Annotated in this window: 20 protein-coding genes and 1 riboswitch; of the genes, 16 read left to right on the top strand and 4 right to left on the bottom strand. The window is 38.1% G+C overall.

Annotated features, from left to right (window positions below):
- The first annotated feature begins 87 nt into the window (after positions 1 to 87).
- The 9 genes from TEPIRE1_RS05320 to purD all read left to right on the top strand — a co-directional run bounded on the left by TEPIRE1_RS05320 (position 88) and on the right by purD (position 10,638).
- Entirely contained in the window at positions 88 to 1,251 is a 1,164-nt protein-coding gene (locus TEPIRE1_RS05320) for an aminotransferase class I/II-fold pyridoxal phosphate-dependent enzyme (RefSeq protein WP_013778141.1), read from the top strand.
- Positions 1,252 to 1,483: 232 nt separating this feature from the next.
- Positions 1,484 to 1,732 (top strand): phosphoribosylformylglycinamidine synthase subunit PurS, encoded by a 249-nt coding sequence (gene purS / locus TEPIRE1_RS05325; RefSeq protein WP_013778142.1) that lies wholly within the window; start codon positions 1,484 to 1,486, stop codon positions 1,730 to 1,732.
- A 2-nt stretch (positions 1,733 to 1,734) separates the two neighbouring features.
- A complete protein-coding gene (gene purQ, locus TEPIRE1_RS05330) occupies positions 1,735 to 2,460 on the top strand; it encodes a phosphoribosylformylglycinamidine synthase subunit PurQ (RefSeq protein WP_013778143.1) in 726 nt (241 codons plus the stop codon).
- On the top strand, positions 2,438 to 4,651 hold the full coding sequence (purL, locus tag TEPIRE1_RS05335) for a phosphoribosylformylglycinamidine synthase subunit PurL (protein WP_013778144.1): 2,214 nt from the start codon (positions 2,438 to 2,440) through the stop codon (positions 4,649 to 4,651). Before purQ ends, purL begins: the two co-directional genes overlap by 23 nt.
- The gene (purF, locus tag TEPIRE1_RS05340) at positions 4,648 to 6,054 is read left to right on the top strand and encodes an amidophosphoribosyltransferase (RefSeq protein ID WP_013778145.1); all 1,407 of its coding nucleotides are present in this window, start codon (positions 4,648 to 4,650) and stop codon (positions 6,052 to 6,054) included. Before purL ends, purF begins: the two co-directional genes overlap by 4 nt.
- A 60-nt stretch (positions 6,055 to 6,114) precedes the next feature.
- A complete protein-coding gene (purM, locus tag TEPIRE1_RS05345; RefSeq protein ID WP_269450232.1) occupies positions 6,115 to 7,113 on the top strand; it encodes a phosphoribosylformylglycinamidine cyclo-ligase in 999 nt (332 codons plus the stop codon).
- Complete coding sequence (purN, locus tag TEPIRE1_RS05350) at positions 7,101 to 7,742, top strand: phosphoribosylglycinamide formyltransferase (protein ID WP_015295237.1); 642 nt, start codon at positions 7,101 to 7,103, stop codon at positions 7,740 to 7,742. The genes purM and purN overlap by 13 nt, the downstream gene beginning before the upstream one ends.
- On the top strand, positions 7,739 to 9,301 hold the full coding sequence (gene purH, locus TEPIRE1_RS05355) for a bifunctional phosphoribosylaminoimidazolecarboxamide formyltransferase/IMP cyclohydrolase (protein WP_013778148.1): 1,563 nt from the start codon (positions 7,739 to 7,741) through the stop codon (positions 9,299 to 9,301). The genes purN and purH overlap by 4 nt, the downstream gene beginning before the upstream one ends.
- Positions 9,302 to 9,384: 83 nt before the next feature.
- Entirely contained in the window at positions 9,385 to 10,638 is a 1,254-nt protein-coding gene (gene purD / locus TEPIRE1_RS05360; RefSeq protein WP_013778149.1) for a phosphoribosylamine--glycine ligase, read from the top strand.
- A 101-nt stretch (positions 10,639 to 10,739) separates the two neighbouring features.
- Here purD and rbr read toward each other — a convergent pair whose 3' ends face one another.
- A complete protein-coding gene (rbr, locus tag TEPIRE1_RS05365; RefSeq protein ID WP_041591522.1) occupies positions 10,740 to 11,273 on the bottom strand; it encodes a rubrerythrin in 534 nt (177 codons plus the stop codon).
- A 205-nt stretch (positions 11,274 to 11,478) separates the two neighbouring features.
- Here rbr and dapB point away from each other — a divergent pair, with 205 nt between their 5' ends.
- Positions 11,479 to 12,234, top strand: coding sequence for a 4-hydroxy-tetrahydrodipicolinate reductase (dapB, locus tag TEPIRE1_RS05370; RefSeq protein WP_013778151.1), 756 nt, complete (start codon positions 11,479 to 11,481; stop codon positions 12,232 to 12,234).
- On the opposite strand, the gene TEPIRE1_RS05375 is transcribed toward dapB, so the two are convergent.
- Together TEPIRE1_RS05375 and cobT are read right to left on the bottom strand one after the other, a co-directional pair.
- Positions 12,231 to 12,593 (bottom strand): zinc ribbon domain-containing protein, encoded by a 363-nt coding sequence (locus TEPIRE1_RS05375; RefSeq protein ID WP_013778152.1) that lies wholly within the window; start codon positions 12,591 to 12,593, stop codon positions 12,231 to 12,233. The two genes, dapB and TEPIRE1_RS05375, sit on opposite strands and share 4 nt — an antisense overlap.
- Before the next feature lie 218 nt (positions 12,594 to 12,811).
- Positions 12,812 to 13,867, bottom strand: coding sequence for a nicotinate-nucleotide--dimethylbenzimidazole phosphoribosyltransferase (gene cobT, locus TEPIRE1_RS05380; RefSeq protein ID WP_013778153.1), 1,056 nt, complete (start codon positions 13,865 to 13,867; stop codon positions 12,812 to 12,814).
- Between the two features lie 124 nt (positions 13,868 to 13,991).
- Positions 13,992 to 14,175, bottom strand: a riboswitch (cobalamin riboswitch).
- A 157-nt stretch (positions 14,176 to 14,332) separates the two neighbouring features.
- On the opposite strand from cobT, the gene TEPIRE1_RS05385 reads away from it, so the two are divergent.
- Together TEPIRE1_RS05385 and holA are read left to right on the top strand one after the other, a co-directional pair.
- Positions 14,333 to 16,678 carry a DNA internalization-related competence protein ComEC/Rec2 gene (locus tag TEPIRE1_RS05385; RefSeq protein ID WP_013778154.1) on the top strand — a complete coding sequence of 782 codons (2,346 nt, stop codon included), beginning with the start codon at positions 14,333 to 14,335 and terminating at the stop codon, positions 16,676 to 16,678.
- Complete coding sequence (holA, locus tag TEPIRE1_RS05390; RefSeq protein ID WP_013778155.1) at positions 16,675 to 17,619, top strand: DNA polymerase III subunit delta; 945 nt, start codon at positions 16,675 to 16,677, stop codon at positions 17,617 to 17,619. The genes TEPIRE1_RS05385 and holA overlap by 4 nt, the downstream gene beginning before the upstream one ends.
- 143 nt (positions 17,620 to 17,762) lie before the next feature.
- Here the strand turns inward: holA and rpsT are convergent, their stop codons facing one another.
- Entirely contained in the window at positions 17,763 to 18,035 is a 273-nt protein-coding gene (gene rpsT / locus TEPIRE1_RS05395; RefSeq protein ID WP_013778156.1) for a 30S ribosomal protein S20, read from the bottom strand.
- Between the two features lie 165 nt (positions 18,036 to 18,200).
- Between rpsT and TEPIRE1_RS05400 the strand changes: the two genes are divergently transcribed.
- From TEPIRE1_RS05400 to TEPIRE1_RS05415, 4 genes are read left to right on the top strand one after another with little or no spacing between them, the layout of a single operon-like run.
- Complete coding sequence (locus TEPIRE1_RS05400; protein ID WP_013778157.1) at positions 18,201 to 18,527, top strand: phage holin family protein; 327 nt, start codon at positions 18,201 to 18,203, stop codon at positions 18,525 to 18,527.
- A 15-nt stretch (positions 18,528 to 18,542) separates the two neighbouring features.
- Positions 18,543 to 19,517 (top strand): GPR endopeptidase, encoded by a 975-nt coding sequence (gene gpr, locus TEPIRE1_RS05405; protein ID WP_013778158.1) that lies wholly within the window; start codon positions 18,543 to 18,545, stop codon positions 19,515 to 19,517.
- Positions 19,518 to 19,575: 58 nt separating this feature from the next.
- Positions 19,576 to 20,766 (top strand): stage II sporulation protein P, encoded by a 1,191-nt coding sequence (spoIIP, locus tag TEPIRE1_RS05410; RefSeq protein WP_414929841.1) that lies wholly within the window; start codon positions 19,576 to 19,578, stop codon positions 20,764 to 20,766.
- Positions 20,767 to 20,777: 11 nt separating this feature from the next.
- On the top strand, positions 20,778 to 21,176 hold the full coding sequence (locus tag TEPIRE1_RS05415; protein ID WP_023211462.1) for a hypothetical protein: 399 nt from the start codon (positions 20,778 to 20,780) through the stop codon (positions 21,174 to 21,176).
- Positions 21,177 to 21,181: the final 5 nt, after the last annotated feature.

Here is a 21,181-nt window from a genome sequence, read left to right on the forward strand (position 1 = left end):
TTTACGATAATATAATATCTTGCCGAAGAAATCATTTGAAGATATAATCATAATTAAAAAATCAATTAATTTAAGGGAGGAGATTTTTTGGATTATCAGAAATACGTAACACAGCGGGCAAAAGATATTGAAATTTCAACAATACGTTATTTTTTTAATATGGTAAACGAGGTTGAAGGGGCAGTTTCTCTATGTATTGGTGAACCTGATTTTACAACACCGGCTCATATAAATCAAGCTGCTGTCGAGGCTCTTAAACAGGGTCATACCTTCTATACCCCTAATGCAGGTTTGTTTGAACTCAGACAAGAAATATCAAAGTACTTAGAAGAACGATATAAAATAAGCTATAAACCCGAAACGGAAATTATTGTTACCATAGGAGCAAGTCAAGCCATCGATGTTGTTATAAGAACATTGGTAGAATCCGGTGATGAAGTATTAATCCCCCAACCTTCTTTTGTGGCTTATAAGCCTTGTACTATTTTAGCCGGAGGTAAACCGGTTTATGTGCCTACATATCAAGAAGATGATTTTGCGCTAAGAGCCGATATACTGGAAAGGTATATTACCGACAGAACAAAATTGTTAATTCTGCCATATCCGAACAATCCTACCGGAGCAGTAATGACTAAAGAAGCATTGGAAGAGTTAGCTCCGATTATAAAGAAATATGATTTAATTGTGGCTGCGGATGAAATTTATTCAGAACTTACTTATGGTGTGGATCATACGGCTTTTGCTGGGATTCCCGATATGTGGGAGAGGACGGTTACTATAAACGGATTTTCTAAATCCTATGCTATGACGGGATGGAGGTTGGGATATATTGCAGCACCGGAGGGTCTGACTAAGGAAATGCTGAAGGTTCATCAGTACAATGTAACCTGCGCGGCAACCATGGGCCAGTATGCTGCAATAGAGGCCTTGAGAAATGGTGATGCAGATATTGTGAATATGCGAATGGAATATGATAAAAGAAGAAAATTTTTATATGAAAGCCTAAGCAGTATGGGGCTTGATTGTTTTGAACCCAAAGGAGCATTTTATGTGTTCCCCTCAATTAAAAAAACCGGTCTTTCTTCAGAGGAATTTGCCCAAAAACTTTTATGGGAAGGCAAAGTTGCAGTTATTCCCGGCGGTTCATTTGGCGAAAACGGTCAAGGTTTTGTGAGGATGGCTTATGCTACTTCGATGGAAAACCTGGAAGAAGCAGTAAAAAGGATAAGAATTTTTTTAAATAAACTCTAATATTCCGGGGGACTGCCCAATCTAATCCGACCTAAAACCGCACGATATCATAAATATTTATAAAAATGTTCGTAAAAAGTATTGCTAAATAAAGTGGCCTATGTTAATATGTAATTATCAAAATTCAATGATACTGCAAAGTTTTACAATGCTGTAACAGAGAACACCGAAAAAACCAATGGTATTGTCTGTTGCAAAATACAAATAAAATGATAAAAGGAGAGTTAAGCGTATGTTTTTGGCAAGAGTATTTACTTTTCCTAGGACTGGAGTGCTGGATCCGCAAGGCAGCGCAATAAAAGCAACTGTTTCAAATATTGGATTTAAGGATATTCAAGATATACAAACGGGCAAGTATTATGAGGTAAGAATTAATGCTTGTGATGTAGCTAAAGCAAAGGAAATAATGAAGGAATTATGTGAAAAAGTTTTAGTAAATCCTGTAGTTGAAGATTACAAATTTGAAATAATGGAGGTTTGAACATGAATTGTGCGGTGATACAGTTTGCCGGAAGTGGTGGCGATGGTGATTGTTATCATGTTTGTAAAAATATTTTAGGCCAACCTGTGGAATACATTTTTCACAAAGAAACTTTTGCCGCTCAAGACTTTGATCTCATCATTCTTCCAGGCGGAGCATCTCATGGCGATTATCTGCGCCCGGGAGCACTGGCAGCTCGTTCAAAAGTCATTAAATCCGTAATAGATGCTGCCAATGCCGGAAAGTACATATTGGGTATAGGCAATGGATTTCAAATATTATTAGAAGCTGGCCTTTTGCCCGGAACAATGCTGATAAATAAAGACCTGAAATTCTATTCTGATGATGTTTTTGTTCGGGTTGAAAATAATGCTACTCCTTTTACTAATCTTTACAAAAATGGCGAAGTAATTCGCTTGACTGTTGCATGCAAATATGGCAACTATTATGCTGATAAAAAGACAATGGAACAACTAAAGACACAAAATAAAATAGTTTTGACGTACTGTGATATAAACGGAAACGCAGCGGAGGCGTCGAATCCTTTGGGTTCAATGGAAAACATAGCAGCTATAGCAAACCAAGAAGGTAATATATTGGGTCTGATGCCTCATTCGGAAAGATGTGCCGAAGAAATTCTCGGTAACACCGATGGAATAAGAATGTTTCAGTCTATTCTGCAGTATGTAGAAGGAGGTAAAATCCATGACTGCTCGAGAAGAAGCTAAGAAGTTAGGCTTGACTGATTTAGAATTTGACGAAATATTAAAAATTCTGGGCAGGGAACCTAATTATTTGGAACTGAGTCTTTACAGTGTTATGTGGTCAGAACACTGCAGTTATAAGAATTCAAAGCCTGTATTGAAGCGGTTTCCGACTCAAGGTCCACAGGTACTGCAAGGTCCTGGTGAAAACGCTGGAATAGTTGACATTGGAGATAATTTAGCAGTTGCTATGAAGGTTGAAAGCCACAATCATCCTTCAGCGGTTGACCCTTATCAGGGAGCAGCTACAGGTGCAGGAGGTATGATTCGGGATATTTTTACTATGGGTGCAAGACCGATTGCTCTCTTAAATTCTCTTCGCTTTGGATGTCTTTGTGATGATCGGACACAGTATTTATTTGAAGAAGCAGTTGCTGGAATTGGCGATTACGGAAATGCTATGGGTATTCCAACGGTCGGCGGTGAGGTCTACTTTGACGATTCATATAAAGAGAATCCCTTGGTTAATGCCATGTGTGTTGGAATAATTAAACATGACAAGATTGTTCGTGGAAAAGCAGCAGGAGTAGGCAATTCTGTAATGGTGGTTGGTGCTGCTACAGGACGTGATGGCATGCACGGAGCAAGTTTTGCCTCAGGGGAGCTCTCGGATGACAATCCGGATCAGGGTTCTCCGATGCAAGTTGGTGACCCGTTTAAGGAAAAACAACTGATGGAAGCCTGTCTTGAACTGCTACAAAATGATTGGGTAGTCGGCGTTCAGGATATGGGAGCCGCAGGAGTAGTTTCATCTACATGCGAAACTGCTGCCCGAGCCGGAAGCGGAATAGAACTTGATGTTGCTTTGGTCACTCAAAGAGATAAGGACATGAAACCCCATGAAATTATGATATCTGAATCTCAGGAACGAATGTTGGTAATTGTGGAGAAAGGCCATGAGGATGATGTAAAGAAAATCTTTAAAAAATGGGATTTAGATGCTGTAAAATTTGGAACGGTTACCGATGATGGAATGCTGAGAATATTAGAAAACGGGAAGGTTGTAGGTGAAGTCCCGGCCGCATCACTGGCTGAAGGTGTACCTATTGTCAAACGAGAAAGTAAAAGACCGATATATATGGATAAACTTCAAATTGATTTTTTGAAAATCCCGGTAACTGATGATTTAAATGAAGTATTGTTTAAACTGCTTGATTCACCTAATATTGCCAGTAAAGCTATAGTATACCGCCAATTTGACCAGACTATAGGTACAAATACCGTAGTTGCACCAGGGTCAGATGCTGCAGTTATTAGAATAAAAGGGACAAAAAAGGGAATCGCAGTTTCTGTTGACGGTAACGGTTATTATTGCTACCTTGACCCATATGAGGGAGGTAAACAGATAGTAGCAGAAGCTGCCAGAAATCTGGTGGCAAGTGGCGCAAAACCTTTAGCACTTACTGATGGTCTCAACTTTGGCAATCCTGAAAAACCAGAGGTTTATTACCAATTTGAAAAATGTGTCGATGGCATATCAGAAGTTTCCAAGAAGTTGAATATTCCAGTTATAAGCGGTAATGTCAGCTTTTATAATGAAGGAAAGTTCAGTGCCGTATATCCCACACCAATAGTAGGAATGGTTGGAGTTTTAGATGATGTAAATAAACATTGCACGATGAATTTTAAGAAACAGGGTGATTTGGTAGTCCTTCTTGGTGAGAATACTGATGAATTAGGAGGATCTACTTATTTGCAGGAAGTATTAAACATTACTGCAGGTCCTGCACCCAGGCTTGATATTGAATTAGAAAAGAAAGTGCAAACCTGTTGTTTAAAAGCCATTGAATTAGGGCTTGTCAATTCTGCCCATGATGTTGTTCAAGGCGGTTTGGCTGTTGCATTGGCCGAATGCTGCATAGCAGGGAATCTCGGCTTTTCCGGAGAGATTGAAACCGATTTAAGACCGGATACGCTGCTTTTTGGAGAAGGCCAATCTAGAATAATATTAAGTTTACCAGAAGAAAATCTTTCTGTCTTAAATAAGCTTGCTAAAGAAATCGGTGTCAAAACAAGTGTGCTGGGATTTGTAAAATCCGGTGGTTTAAACATACAAGTGAAACAAAAAGAGCAAGTTGTTGGCAAAATAGAAGTATCAACAGAGAGAATAGCTGAAATATGGAATAATGCTATTAAACGGAGAATAGAAAAATGAGCGATAAACTAAAAGAAGCCTGCGGTGTTTTTGGTATATACAATCCACAAAAAGATGCTGCTCTCGGGCGCAATATATTTTACGGTCTTTATGCACTGCAGCATCGAGGCCAGGAAAGCGCCGGAATTGCAGTAACTTCAGGCAGCGGTATAAAATATCATAAAGCAATGGGCTTAGTTTCTGAAGTGTTTAATGATGAGATACTGGACGAACTGTCCGGGCACATAGGTGTAGGTCATGTAAGATACTCAACCACGGAAGCCAACACTCTTATTAATTCTCAACCGCTTGTAGTTAGGTACAAAAAAGGTTCTTTAGCTGTAGTTCATAATGGCAATCTGGTAAATTCCCAGGAACTGCGTAGAGAGCTGGAAGAACGTGGAGTGGCTTTCCAGACTGAAATAGACAGTGAAGTAGTAGCTTTTTTAATTGCGCAGGAACATTCTGAAGATATTATAAAGGCAGCAGAAATTTGTATGGAGAAAATAAAGGGCTCCTATGCATTGGTTATTATGACAGAAGATACCTTAATAGGCATGCGGGATCCGCATGGTATCAGACCACTGTGTCTGGGAAAGCAAAACGATTCATATATTCTTACATCAGAAAGCTGTGCATTGGATACTATTGATGCTAAATTTATCAGAGATGTAGAGCCCGGAGAAATAATTGTTATAAATAAGGATGGAGTGAAGAGTATCAAAAAGAATAAAGATAATTCAAGTTCGGCACTGTGTATTTTTGAATTTGTGTACTTTGCACGACCTGATAGTACCATTGATGGGAGCAATGTTCATATGGCTCGTTGGGAAGCGGGGAAGCTACTTGCAAAGGAGCATCCAGTGGAGGCTGATTTGGTCATAGGTGTACCGGATTCAGGAACGGTATCTGCCATGGGCTATGCCGAAGCCGCCGGGATTCCATTTGGCATCGGGCTTATTAAAAATCGCTATGTTGGTAGGACTTTTATTAAAGCTACCCAAAGCTCAAGGGAGATTGGAGTTAAACTCAAGCTAAATGCTGTAAAGGAAGCCGTTCGCGGTAAACGCCTTATAATGGTCGATGATTCTATCGTGCGTGGCACCACCAGCGGTCTCATAGTTAAGGTTTTAAAAGAAGCTGGAGCTAAAGAAGTACATGTTCGCGTAAGTTCACCGCCGGTTATGCACTCTTGTTATTTTGGCATTGATACTTCCACTCACAAAGAACTTATAGGCGCTCAACGGAAGATAGAAGAAATCAGGCAGTATATAGGAGCCGATAGCTTGGGATATTTAAGTTTGGACGGCCTAATGAAGGCCACGGGTTTTTCGGGTGAGAGATTTTGCACGGGATGTTTTTCGGGAGCATATCCGATTGAGGTTCCTCGTGAAGGAAAACGTTATGTATTTGAAAAACGTTAAATCTGAAAAAGGATGTGAGTTAAAATAAAAAGAGCCACTTATAAAAGTGCCGGAGTGGATGTGGATGCGGGTAATCGAGCAGTCGAGCTCATAAAAGACCATGTGCGTTCTACCTTCAGGCCAGGTGTGTTAGGAAATTTAGGAAGTTTTGGCGGCTTTTTTCAGCTTGACGTCAAGAAATATAAAGAACCTGTGCTGGTTTCCGGCACTGATGGAGTCGGTACAAAGCTCAAGATAGCTTTTATGATGGACAAGCACGATACGATAGGTATCGATGGTGTAGCAATGTGTGTAAATGATATATTAGTTCACGGTGCGGAACCCTTATTTTTCCTGGATTACATTGCACTTGGAAAACTTGTTCCCGAAAAGGTTGCCGATATAGTTAAAGGTGTAGCTGATGGCTGTAAGATGGCCGGATGTGCACTTCTTGGCGGTGAAACAGCGGAGATGCCAGGAATGTATGATGAAGATGAGTATGATATTGCAGGCTTTGCTGTGGGAGTTGTGGATAAAACTAAAATCATTGATGGTTCATCTATAAAAAAAGATGATGTTGTTATTGGAATTGCATCATCAGGTCTTCACAGCAATGGTTACTCCTTAGCAAGGAAAGTATTTTTTGAGTTGGGTGGGCTTTTGCCGGAAGATTATATTGAAGATTTTGGGGAAACGTTAGGAGAGGAACTATTAAAACCTACAAAAATATATTCAAAAGCGGTTAAATCTCTTGAAAATTTCGATATCCATGGCATGGCACATATTACCGGTGGGGGATTGATAGAAAACCTACCGCGTATATTACCGGAGGGCATGGAGTTTATAATCAATAAGGGGTCTTGGGAAATTCCGCCGGTATTTCACTTGATTCAAAAAATAGGGCAGATTGAAGATAAAGAAATGTATAGGACTTTTAATATGGGCATAGGGTATGTACTTGTTGCACCGAAAGAAAATGCCGATGCTATTTTAAATACTGTAAGAGAACAAGGAGAAAACGCTTGGATTATTGGACAGGTATCTATGGGGAAAGGCGGGGTGGTATTTTGCCAAAGCTGAGGCTTGGGATTTTGGTATCCGGCGGAGGTTCCAACCTGCAATCCATCATTGACAAAGCGGAAGCAGGCTACTTTCCGGCAGAAGTTGTTGTAGTCATTTCCAGCAAGCAAGATGTTTATGCCCTGGAAAGGGCAAAGAAACACAATATTCCTACAGCGGTAGTGCTGCCGAAGAATTATAAAACTAGGGAAGAATATGAAGATGAGCTCATAAAAATCCTTAATTCCTACAATGTGGATTTAGTCATACTTGCAGGATATATCAGAGTCCTATCTCCACATTTTGTCAGGGCTTTTCAAGGTAAAATCATGAATATTCACCCATCTCTCATACCGGCTTTTTGCGGTGAAGGATTTTATGGCGAAAAAGTGCATAAAGCCGTGCTGGATTACGGCGTGAAGCTAACCGGAGTAACAGTTCATTTTGTGGATGAAGGGGCTGACACAGGTCCCATAATTCTGCAAAGAGCTGTACCCGTTAAGGATGATGATACTGTTGAAACTTTGGCAGCACGGGTGTTAGAAGAGGAGCACAGAATATACCCGGAAGCAATAAAACTATTTGCCGAAGGTAGATTAGAAACTAATGGCCGTAGGGTCAAAATAATCAGCAAGGAGGATTCGCAATGATTAAACGAGCTCTAATATCAGTTTCAAATAAAGAGGGCCTAGTAGAATTTGCAAGAGGCCTTCGTGAATTAGGAGTAGAGATACTCTCTACAGGAGGTACAGCTAAAGCTTTACAAGAAGCCGGTATAGAAGTTACCACTGTGTCCGATGTTACCGGATTTCCGGAAATTCTCGATGGTAGGGTCAAAACCCTTCACCCCAAGATTCATGGCGGAATACTGGCAATTAGGAACAATGATGAACATATGCAGCAAATATCAAAGCTGGGCATAGAACCTATTGACCTTGTAGCTATAAATCTTTATCCATTTAAACAAACCATTGAAAAGCCAGGCGTAACTTTGGAGGAGGCTATTGAAAACATAGACATCGGAGGGCCGTCAATGCTGCGTTCTGCAGCCAAAAACCATAAGGATGTGGTTGTCGTTGTGGACCCTGAGGATTATTCGCTGGTGCTGGATGAATTGAAAAAGAAAGGTAATATCGACGTCAAGCAGCGAATTAAGCTGGCTTGCAAGGTTTTTGAGCATACAGCCCATTATGATGCTTTGATTTCAGGGTATTTGGAAAAACAGATTTTAGCTGACGAACCTGCTGATTTAGCAGTTACAGAGTTTCCAGAGAATCTTACTTTGGCGTACGAAAAAATTCAAGACCTGCGCTATGGAGAAAATCCTCACCAGAAGGCGGCTTTTTATGGCGAAATAGGAAGGCATTCTGGTACATTAGCCGGTGCTAAACAGCTTGGAGGCAAGGAATTATCATTCAACAACATAAATGATGCAGATGCTGCACTCAAGGCAGTTAGGGAGTTTGATATGCCGGCAGCGGTAGGCTTAAAGCACACAAATCCTTGCGGTGTGGCATGCAGTGATAATATTTATGATGCTTATGTTAAGGCATATGCAGCTGATCCTGTATCAATTTTTGGCGGGATTGTGGCATTAAATAGACCTGTGGATGCCCAGACGGCTGAAGAATTGGTTAAGATATTCTTGGAAATTGTAATTGCACCGGGATATGAACCTGAAGCTCTGGAAATATTGAAGACCAAGAAAAATCTACGGATATTGGAAGTAGATTTTGATAATAAATCCGATTTCGGCTTAGATATGAAAAAAGTGTCAGGAGGTTTGCTGGTTCAAGAGCTGGATATAAAAGATTTTGACGAAAGTGATTTAAAAGTTGTGACAAAGCGTGCCCCGTCTGATAAGGAGATGAAAGACCTGCTCTTTGGCTGGAAAGTTGTAAAGCATGTAAAATCTAATGCCATAGTTTTAGCAAAAGACCTTATTACTGTCGGTGTCGGTGCAGGGCAGGTTAACAGGATTTGGCCGACAGAGCAAAGTATTGCTCATGCAGGTGACAAGGCCAAAGGTGCAGTGTTAGCCTCAGATGCATTCTTCCCATTCTCTGATGTGGTAGAGGCAGCAGCAGATGCTGGAATAACGGCTATTATTCAGCCGGGAGGCTCATTGCGCGATGAAGATTCTATTAAAGCAGCAGATGCCAACGACATTGCCATGGTCTTTACAGGAATGAGGCATTTCAAACATTAATTCAGTAGCATATGTATGGGCGGCCTTTGACCGCCCGCTTATACGCATATTAATAAACTGTTTAGCAAAAGGAGGTAGCGCGCTTGAAAGTCCTTGTAGTTGGAGGCGGGGGCCGAGAACACACTTTGGTATGGAAGCTTGCTCAAAGTCCTAGGGTTGACCGGATATACTCCGCTCCAGGTAATCCTGGCATTAAAAATCTTGCAACTTGTGTTGATATATCGGTAAACGATATAAATAGATTGGCAGATTTTGCAAAAAAAAATAATATTGATTTGACAATAGTGGGTCCGGAAGCACCATTGGTGGCAGGTATAGTCGATGAATTTGAAAGCAGGGGACTGGGTATTTTCGGTCCCAGTAAAGCAGCAGCTCAAATAGAAGGTAGTAAAGTATTTTCAAAGGACTTAATGAAAAAGTATAAAATCCCGACAGCTGACTATCGAGTCTTTGAAAGGGCTCAGGATGCTGCGGATTATATAAATACTGCCCAAATGCCTCTAGTTGTTAAAGCCGAGGGTCTAGCGGCAGGTAAGGGAGTTATTATTGCACATGATAGGGATACTGCCAAAGAAGCAGTTAAGAGCATAATGATCGATAGAGCCTTTGGGGAATCCGGATCGCGTATAGTTATCGAAGAGTATTTAGAAGGTCCTGAAGTGACAGTGCTTGCTTTTTGCGATGGCAAAGTGGCTGTTCCAATGGTGAGCAGTCGCGACCACAAGAGAGTTTTTGATAATAATGAAGGCCCGAATACCGGGGGTATGGGAGCAGTTTCGCCTGCCCCAGCTTATACCTTAGAATTAGCAAAAACTGTAGAACATGACATTATTCAGCGGACTGTTGATGCTATGGCTAGTGAAGGTATACCATTTAAAGGAATTTTATATACCGGGCTTATGCTTACAAAGTCTGGCCCCAAAGTCTTGGAATATAACTGCCGGTTTGGTGACCCTGAGACTCAAGTGGTAATTCCTCGACTTAAAACGGATCTGGTAGATATTGTAGAATCCGTAATAAATGGAAATTTACTAAATACTAAAATAGAGTGGAAGCAAGAAGCTGCAGTATGCGTGGTTATAGCATCCGGTGGCTATCCGGGCTCCTATGAAACAGGTAAACCCATAAGAGGTCTAGCAGATGCTGAAAAAAACGGAAGTATAGTATTTCATGCAGGTACAGCCTTGAAGAATGGTGAAATTGTTACGGCAGGCGGGAGAGTTCTAGGAGTAACAGCTTTGGGGAAGGACGTACAAGATGCTCGTGAATTAGTTTATAAATCTGTTTCAAAGATATATTTTGACGGCATGCATTACAGAAAAGACATTGGTCTCTAAGAGTAAATAATTAACTTAATAATGATTTCTAAATTTATTTATAAATATTTACAATAAACCGTGCATGAAATTTAAAAGCCTCCGATCGGAGGCTTTTAAATTTAATAATTAAATGAGGCAGGCTCGTAAAATGCCTTTGGATGTGCACAAGCTGGACATATTTCAGGTGGCTCGGGACCTTCATGGATATAACCGCAATTGCGGCAGCGCCATTTGATAGGTTCTGAACGCTTGAAGACAGTTCCGTCTTGTACTCGTGAAAGCAGTTTTAGATATCTTTTCTCATGTTCGGCTTCAACTTCCGCAACTTTTTCAAAATGTGCGGCTATATCGTTAAATCCTTCTTCTCTGGCTGTTTCGGCAAATTCTTTGTACATCTTTGACCATTCATAGTTTTCACCCTTTGCGGCCTCTTCAAGATTTTCTTTGGTATCTCCGATTAATCCCAGATATTTAGCCCACATTTTGGCGTGTTCCTTTTCATTGTCGGCGGTTTCCTGAAAAACACCCATTATTTGTTCATAGCCCTCTTTTTTTGCTATTGAAGCAAAAAAATTATATTTGTTGCGGGCCATGGATTCACCTGCAAAGGCTTCTAGAAGATTTTTTTCTGTCTTAGAACCTTTTAATTCCATCATTATTTGCCTCCCTTTTTGATAATAGTTATAGTTTCTATTAATATATTATTCGACAAAAAACCAGTAATTCCTTCTTCTAGATAATAAAAAATATGAGCATAAAATTATAAAAAATATAATTGAATAACTTGAAACCAAATGATATTATTACACATAATATATATTATTAATCTATTAATATGTAAATCGGAGGTTTTTTAACATGATAAAAGTAGTTGTAAGCGGTGCTCAAGGCAAAATGGGAAAAACTGTAATTCAGTTAATAAGAAATTATAATGACATGAAAGCAATAGCCGGTTTTGATATAGCCTATAATGAAGGAGATTTAGTCATTTATGATGACTTGTTTAAAATTCCGGAAATTCCGGATGTAATAATAGATTTCTCCAATCCTTCTGCTATAAAACAACTTACTGATTATGCTGCCGCTAAAGGTGTTGCTTTGGCAGTGGGTACCACAGGCCTTGAAGAAGAGCATATAGAATTGCTTTATAATGCTGCAAGGACTGTGCCTGTATTTGTTTCACATAATATGTGTTTAGGTATTTCTCTGCTTTTGAGCTTAGCTAAGCAGGCTGCAGAGATTTTATCGGACCATGATATTGAAATTATCGAAAAGCATCACAATCAAAAAATTGATGCACCCAGCGGAACTGCACTTATGATTGCCAATGGCATTAAAGAAGTTCGTAAGGATGTATACTATGTATATAACAGAGCTGATATAAGAAAAAAACGCGATAAAAATGAAATTGGTATTCATGCAATTCGGGGCGGCAATTTAGTAGGAGAACATACGGTGTTTTTTATAGGTGAAGATGAAACCGTAGAAATTTCTCATAAGCTGACATCAAGAAAAGTTTTGGCAAATGGAGCTATAAAAGTTATCAGATTTATTGCTCAACAAAAACCGGGTTACTACATCATGCAAGATTTGATAAGCAGCTTGAGTCACTAAGAAAGCTTTTGTCCGCAAAAAGGGCAATAAGCAAAATTCGGATTTATGAAACTTCCACAGTGAGGACAAATATTGTTTGGCATTTGCATTTTTTGTAACCGGTCAAAATCTACACTATCTCCATGCTGAAGTTCTCTTACATAGTCCGGATTTACAGTATATATACTGCCACAGCATCTAAGCTGAAGAAAATATTGTTTATTCCACTTGAATATCGGTATAAAAAAGAAGTGAAAATATGTAAATGACTCTCTGAGTTCTGCTCGGGTAAGCCTTCCACACTCGGGACAAATAATATTATCGAATTCTTTTACAGGACGGTCCTTTTGCTGAATTCCAAAGATGCCAAAGAAAAACATAGACATTCCCCCGTAAAAACTTTTTTGATTTATTATTGTAAATTATATAATACTCAATAAGGAAAATAAAGAGCTGCTCAAAAAAAGAATCACCAGAGTTATTTTATCCACATTTAAAAGCAATATTGGTTTTTATAAAGTAAAAAGTAATCCCTTGCCAAGCAGCTTAGCACAGGGATTACTTAATAATTTGGAATAATTACGGGCTGTTATTTAATTTACAGTTTGTTTGAAACACCAGCTTCACTAAATGTTGACATTTCCTTTAATATTTTTAGGCTTGCATCTATCACGTTCATTGCAAGAGCTGCACCGGTGCCCTCTCCTAATCGCATATTCATCATTAGTATTGGCTTGATGCCTAAAAAGTCCAGAATTATCTTGTGCCCGGGTTCTTCTGATAGATGTGAGCCCAACATGTAGTTTACAGCTAATGGTGACATTTCTTTTGCTATAACTGCGGCAGCTCCGGAAATAAATCCATCAATTATAACTGGAACTCGGTTTGCGGCACAAGCTAGTATAACTCCGGTAAGTCCGGCGATTTCAAAACCGCCTACCTTTGATAGGACATCCAGGGGGTTTTTAGGATTTGGTTTATTTACAGTTAAAGCTTTTTCAATAGCAGCTATTTTTATTTTCAATTTTTCATCATCTACTCCGGTGCCTCTCCCTACTACATTTTTAACCGGAAGATTGCTATAAGTAGCAATAATGGCAGAGCTGGGACTGGTGTTTCCAATACCCATTTCGCCAATAGCTATTATTCCGGCACCTTCCCTAATAACCATTTCAGCAATATCAATTCCTACTTCTACAGCTTGAGTTGCTTCTTCATAAGTCATAGCAGGTCCTTCGGCCATGTTTTTCGTTCCATATGCTACTTTCCTCTTGATGATGTTTGGCACATCAGGTAAATCTGAAGCTACGCCAATGTCAACCACATACAATTTAGCATTTTCATGTCGTGCTAGTACGCTCATGGCAGCTCCGCCATTTACAAAATTAAGTACCATTTGAGGTGTTACTTCCTGTGGGAAAGGTGCTACCCCTTCTTTAACGATACCATGGTCTCCTGCCATTAAAATTGCAGCCTTTTTTGGCAATTCTGGGACCACGCTGCCTGTTATACCGGCAATTTGCTTTGCGATATTTTCTAACATACCCAAGCTTCCGACAGGTTTTGTCAGGTCATCCAGGCGAGCCTGGGTTTTTTCCATAACTTCTTCATCTAAAGGTTTAATTTGTTGTAAGGTCTGTTCAAGTTTTGTCATAAAACTTCCTCCTCAATAAGATTTAAATCATAGATTTAATTTAACTAAGTGTTTGGATGAACAAAAAAGTTCTAAGATTGAAGAAAAAAACTCAATCTTAGAACTTTACCATCATCCTAAAGATATCTTATAAACATTTTAGGCAGGTCTCCTGGCTTGCAGTTCAGTGCTTACCCACGCCTTCCCAAAAGCTTATAACTTTCAGTGGCAATTGTGGGAAACTTCCTGCTTACAGTGGCGGGTCCGCTGCAGGATTTTCACCTGATTCCCTATTCTCCCTAATGGGCACCTAAAAAGTTTACTATTTAATTTATAATTAATATAAGTATTCTCTAAAAATTTTATTTTTCCTTCTTTAAGTTTGTAAATTATTTTTGCAGTCAGCACCGAATGAATTCAAAAGCAGGATTTTCCTAATAAATCCAGAAATAACTATTGTTAAAATAAAGCTTAAGGAGTCATAAAATGTACCGACCCTTTCTGTTTTTTGTGATATTTTTCATTCCCGGTATAATGCTGGGTAATTCTGTAAAAGCTGCCGGAATGTTTATTGTTATATCTATTATAAGCTTTGCAGGAAGTATATTAATTAAAAATAAAAAAGCAAGAATGGCATTATTATCCGTGGCTATAGTATTTTTTGGAGCATTTTATCATAACTTCAGATTAGATAAAATGGTAGGAACAGTAGCTGATTTTGCAGAGCAGCAGCAGACTTTGATAGGTATGGTAAGTGGCGTTCCTACAGCAAAACAAGATAAAGTGGTATATGATGTAAAAGTTTTATATTTGCTGGATGACGAAAAGTATGAAGTTGTAACTGGGAAAGTAAGACTTTCTTCGCTCTTAGATGACGAAAGTATAATATATCGATATGGCGATGTTATAAAGTTTTCTGGTAAGTTGAAACTTCCACAAGGCCGGCGAAATCCAAACGGCATTGATTATAAAGCGTTTCTTTTGCAAAAAGGCATCTCGGCCTCAATGTTTTCCAAGGGAATAGATAAAATTGGGAGATATAAAATAAACCCTTTTGTATCAACTGCTTTTCGTTTAAGAGAGAATTTAACGTCTTTTTATGAATCCTGCCTTCCTCCAAACTTGTCATCACTGATGGTTGGTATTGCTCTTGGAATAAAGGACAACATCCCTGCCGAAACCATGAAAGCTGTAAAAAATGGCGGAGTGGCACATGTCTTAGCAGTGTCCGGCCTTCATACAGGAATCATATATGCCGCTCTTGAAATGGTTTTTTCCAGATTAAGTTTATCAAACATTATTTCTTTTATCATAGGAAGTACTGCCATTATTTTCTATAGTTTTATGGCAGGGCTATCACCGTCAGTCATAAGAGCGGCTATAATGATAATAGTATTTATGTTAGCCAAGGTCGTAGGGAGAAAAAACGACCCTATAAATACGCTTTGCCTTTCGGCAACGTTTTTATTATTTATGAACCCGCTAACTCTGTTCTCCATCAGTTTTCAGCTTTCTTATGCTGCGGTGCTTGGAATAATGCTTTTTTTCGCTCCTTTAAAGTTAATCCTTGAAAAGCTTCCAAGGTATCTTAGGGACTCAATCGCAGTCATGGTATCGGCACAACTTACTGTATGGCCTTTTTTGGCTTATTATTTTAACAGCATATCACTAATCGGATTTGTAACTAATATCTTGGTAATACCTTTAGTAAGTATAATATTAATCAGCGGACTTATTTCAGGCATTATTGGGCTCTTGTTTACCTTCGCGGGGCCACTTTTTATGACAGTTCCTAGCTTTTTATTAAAGATTGCAGAAAAAATTATCCTTATTAATTCAAAACTGCCTTTTTCAACAATAATAGTTCCCGCAATACCTCCAATAAGTATAGTTCTGTATTTTATGTTTTTGGTTTTGATGTTTGATTTTGTACCGTCCTTTGGTAAAATTGAATCAAGACATAAAAGGCTTTGTGCAGTTATTCTAATGTTTCTTGCGCTTATACCTGTCATTATACCTCTAAAAGCTTTTGAGGTGACTTTTATAGATGTAGGACAAGGTGATTCTATTCTCATTCAAACCGAAAGCAAAAAAGTTGTATTAATCGATGGTGGCGGCACACCTGTATATTATAATGGCGATTTTGACACGGGTGAAGATATAATCATGCCCTTGCTTTATTCAAAAGGAATAAATAAAATTGACGTATTAGTTTTTACTCATTTTGATGATGACCATGCAAAAGGTCTTTTATCCATATTAAATTCTATGAAAGTTAAAAGCATTGTATATGGTGTGCCTGAAGATTGTGCTATTTTCAAAGAAATGCTTAAGATTGCACAGCAAAAGCAAATTAAAACCATACAGGTTGGCAGAGGAGATCAGTTTATTATTGATGATGCTATTTTTGATGTGCTAAATCCTGTCGAAAATGAAAAAACGAATTACTCGAGTAATAATGGTTCGGTTGTGCTTAAGATGAATTATAAGGGTATAAGTTTTTTATTCACAGGTGATTTGGAATACGAAGGAGAGCAAAGCCTGATAAGTTCTGAGATTGATATAAGCTCAGATGTTCTAAAGGTTGGTCACCATGGGAGTCAATCATCCACATCTGAAGAATTCATATCAAAAGTTAAACCTTCATATGGCATAATTTCTGTCGGCAAAGATAACAATTTTGGCCATCCGTCACCACAAGTAATAGAACTGCTGAAAAACGGTGGCGTAACAGTGCTTAGAACGGACTTTAGCGGTGCAGTCAGCTTTAAAATTTCCAACAGCAGTGTTAAAATATATACAACAATTCCTGAGGAGTTAAAAGAGCCATGAAAAACTTAATTCTTTTTTTTGGAGAAGAAAAACTTTTAATAAAAGAAGAAGTTGCAAAAATAAAACAAAAAATTGTTCCCAAAAACTTAGAAGCTATCAATTTTATTCCACTTGACGGCAAAACGGTAATTGAAGAAGATATATTAAAAGCATGCAACATAGTGCCGATGATGTCAGCAAAAAAACTGGTAGTTGTTTATGATGCCAGGTTTTTTGAAAGTGAAAAAACCAAACAAGAAGATTATTTTTTAAATGAATTGGAGATTATACCTGACCATACTTATCTTGTTTTTACTGCCACAAAAGCAGATAAGCGAAGGAAAATATTTAAGATGATTAAATCCAAAGGGATCGTTCGAGAATTTAATACACCTTCACTAAAAGACAAGGCACTTTGGGTGCAGCAAAGGATAAAATTGTATGGAAAGAGTATGGATTTAAAGACGGCATATTTTATAGCTGAATATACCGCAGATTTATACCAAACTGACAGTGAGCTCAGAAAGATAGCTGCTTTTTTGGCTGAGAAACAGACTGTTGAACAGAATAATTTATCTGATATCTTTTATAAATCCTTGGAAGGTAATATATTTGAAATGATGGACTGTATAGGCTCAAAAAAGTCTACAGAAGCCGTTAAGATAATAAATCGCCTATTGGAACAAGGAGAAAAAGGCATCGTTATACTGTACATGATATCGAAACATGTGATGAATTTAATAACGGTAAAATCTTTGCAGGGCTTAAGTTTTCAGGAAATAACAGAAAAATCGGGACTGCATCCTTTTGTGATTCGAAAGGCCATAAAACAGTCCGAGAATTTTACTTTAGACGAACTAAAAAGATCTTTGAAATTATGCCAAGATCTTGATATGGATATTAAAATGGGGAAAATTCAGGAAAGAATAGGCCTTGAGCTGTTGGTGACTAATATCTCCTAAGAAGAAAAGCATGCCATCAAAATAGTGAATATTCAATAAACATCAATTCTAATTTTACAAAGCTAATTTTGACCTAAATATCATATATATCTATCGTGCACAGGCGTAAAAAAGAGAAAATGCGTAAGCTCTGCTTACGCTGATTAACTTGCTTTATTGACTTCTAAAAGTTTCTTATAAAGATTTGATTTCTTACGAGCTGCGGCATTTTTATGAATAACTCCTTTGGAAGCAGCCTTATCGATTATCTTTACGGCTTCTTTAAAACTAGTCTGAATGTTATCAAAATCAGCTGTATCGACAGCTTCTAAAAACTTTTTAATGGAATATCTCATTTGCGACTTTACTTTGTTATTCTGAAGCGTTCGCTTATTTGCCTGGCGTACGCGTTTTTTTGCCGATGCAATATTTGCCAAAATTTATTCACCCCCTTAAAACACTAGGGATATTTTATCACTTCATTGGATAAAATGCAAGAGAAGGCACAATATAAAATACTGATATAAAAAACTTGTTTTTAGTATATTATAAAAAATTAACGGTTACTATATTAATGAAAAATAAATGGAGGTGCTAATTTTATGATAGGAATGATAATTAGATTTATTGTATCTGCTTTGGTGCTTATGCTGATGAGCTTTATACTTCCCGGCTTTGAGGTGGCTGGCTTTACTGGAGCTCTGATTGCCGCAATAGTGATTGCTATTTTAGGTTTTATAGTGGAAAGCCTTTTCGGAGATAAGGTTTCCCCACAAAGCAGAGGCATAGTAGGCTTCATCACTGCTGCAGTAGTTATATATTTTGCGCAGTTTTTGGTGCCTGCTATGAGCGTAACTTGGTGGGGAGCGCTATTAACATCATTGGTTATAGGTGTGGTTGACGCATTTGTTCCAACTGAACTTAGATAAGGAGGTGATCAGGTCATAAGTATCAACATACGTACTGATCTTGCATTAGAAGCGCGAGAGCTTGCGGGAGAAGAAGAAATCCCGGGGGTTACGGTGGATACCGAAAAATCTAAGCAAATGACTATAAGCAGGGTCAGAATAGAGGATGAAGAAGGCTCAGAGAAAATGGGTAAGCCCATAGGATATTATGTAACTTTAGAAGTGCCCAGATTAAAAGAAAAAGATTCGGCTCTTACGGAAGAAGTCAGTAAGAATTTAGCCGATGAGCTTAAGAGAATGGTTGAAATCCCCATAGAAGCAACAGTACTTGTTATAGGTCTGGGTAATTGGAATGTTACGCCTGATTCCCTCGGCCCGAAGGTCATAGAAAAACTTATAGTTACAAGACATTTAATTGAATATATGCCTGAAAAATTCAATACAAAAGATGGCATACGACCCGTATGTGCGCTTGCCCCGGGAGTTTTAGGTATAACCGGCATAGAAACCGGAGATATAATCAGCGGCTTGGTGGAAAAAGTAAAGCCTGATATGATTATTGCTATAGACGCTTTAGCGTCAAGGAGTATGGAGCGCATAAGTACAACAATACAAATTACGGATACTGGTGTTTATCCCGGATCCGGTGTTGGCAACAAACGCATGGGCATAACTCAGGAAAATATGGGCGTACCGGTGATTGCAATAGGTATACCTACCGTAGTAGACGCTGCAACAATGGCTAATGACACCCTGGATATGCTTATCGGCCAGTTCACAAGACAGGCTAAACCAGGAAGCGATTTTTATAAGCTCTTGGAAACCCTTGATAAGGAGGAAAAATACAAGCTTATTCAGGAAGTTATGTCACCTTTTGTAGGACAGTTAGTAGTGACGCCAAAGGAAATTGACTCCTTAATTGATAATACTGCTAAAACTCTTGCGGGAGGCTTAAATCTGGCCCTTCATCCAGGAATACAATATAATGAAGTCAGTACTTTTCTTCAATAATGAGGCTAAATTTCGCCTCATTTTTTTATTTTTAATTGAATATGCTTATGGAGAGGATGTGATAAATTTGATAAGAATTAAAGTAATAAAAGTAAAACCCAAGATAAAGATTTTTATGTTATTTACTCTTATCTGTTTATTACTTTTGAACATTGCGGCAACTTTCGTAAAAAATCACGTAAACCATGGCAGTAACTCCGTTATAAGCGGAAGCGATGTGCAAATAAAAAAACAGAAGAATTTTTTACACAATGTGGATAATAAGGTATTTAAAAGGATATTACATATAAGTCTACCTATATTGGATTATATAAATGAAGTTGAAGGGCCTTCGATAGATTTAAAAAAATCAACAAGCTTTATTTCTCGCACACTGACAAATATCGATGTTTTAAATCCCGAAACCTATTTTTTTATGCATCTTCCTGTTATCAGCTTGATAAATACTGAGATGGCAATGACACCAGGAGTTGAGTTGCCGATACAAGATTCGGATATTATTACTGAGAATGAACATGAACCGTCGGAAGAACTGCCACAACCGCAAATAAATGAGATAGAAGATAATGAAGTTGAAAAGCTGGAACCTATTTCAGGACAGCCGCTTGTACTTATTTATCATACCCATACTACTGAAGCGTATATGCCGTCGGAAAAATTTAATTATAAACCCCGTGATAATACTTATCACACGGAAGACTTAAATTATACTGTTGTAAAAGTTGGAGAAGTCATGACAAGCCAATTAAACCGCCTAAAAATACCAACAATGCATAATAAAACAGTTCATGATATTCCAACTTATATGACATCATATGCGAACTCACTTAAAACCGTTGAACAAATTTTAAAACAGAATCCGTCCATTAAGATAATTATAGACCTTCATAGAGATGCCCCTGTAGCCGATCCGCAAAAGTCCAGAGAGATAACTACAGTTAAAATCGATGGTACTACTTATTCTCGATTAATGCTGGTTATAGGCACTGACAAAAATTTTCCTCATCCTAACTGGCAGGAAAATTACCAGTTTGCTAATTTGCTAAATGATAAATTAGAACAACTTTATCCGGGAATTTCTCGCGGCATCAATTTAAGAAGTGAGCGGTTTAACCAACATTTATCCAAAAAAGCTATTTTATTAGAAATCGGGAGTCATGGCAATACCTTGGAAGAATCAATAAAGTCAGCGGAAATATTTGCCAAAGTACTTGCTGATATAATAAACGAATTGTCAATTGCTGAATGAAAACATGAGAAATGGATAAAAATAAGTTTGACCAATTCATGAAATCAAATAAAGGAAATACAATAATGATTTATAAAGACCTTTTGACGCTTTTTGTTATATTTGCAATTATCCTTTCTCTTGGCATTCGAATTGCCGAAGAAGGCTTGAATGCTATGATGGGTCTTGATATAAGACCAAAGAGTTTTAACTTTATCATTTTCAATGATAGAACATACGATTTAAGTATATTAGGAAAAACTTTTAAATTTCAAAAGTACTATAAAGTAGGTGAAATATTTGTTGGTAAAGGCTGCATGAGCTTAAAAATCAATGAAAAACAGTTTACCCTCTATTCCTTGATTCCTGCAAGAACAATATTAAAAGACCGCCAAAATGTTGATAAAAAACCCGCAAATAGGTATAATTAAATTTA

Origin of the sequence: Tepidanaerobacter acetatoxydans Re1 (genome assembly GCF_000328765.2) — a bacterium.
In the GTDB taxonomy this organism is placed as follows: Bacteria; Bacillota; Thermosediminibacteria; order Thermosediminibacterales; family Tepidanaerobacteraceae; genus Tepidanaerobacter; species Tepidanaerobacter acetatoxydans.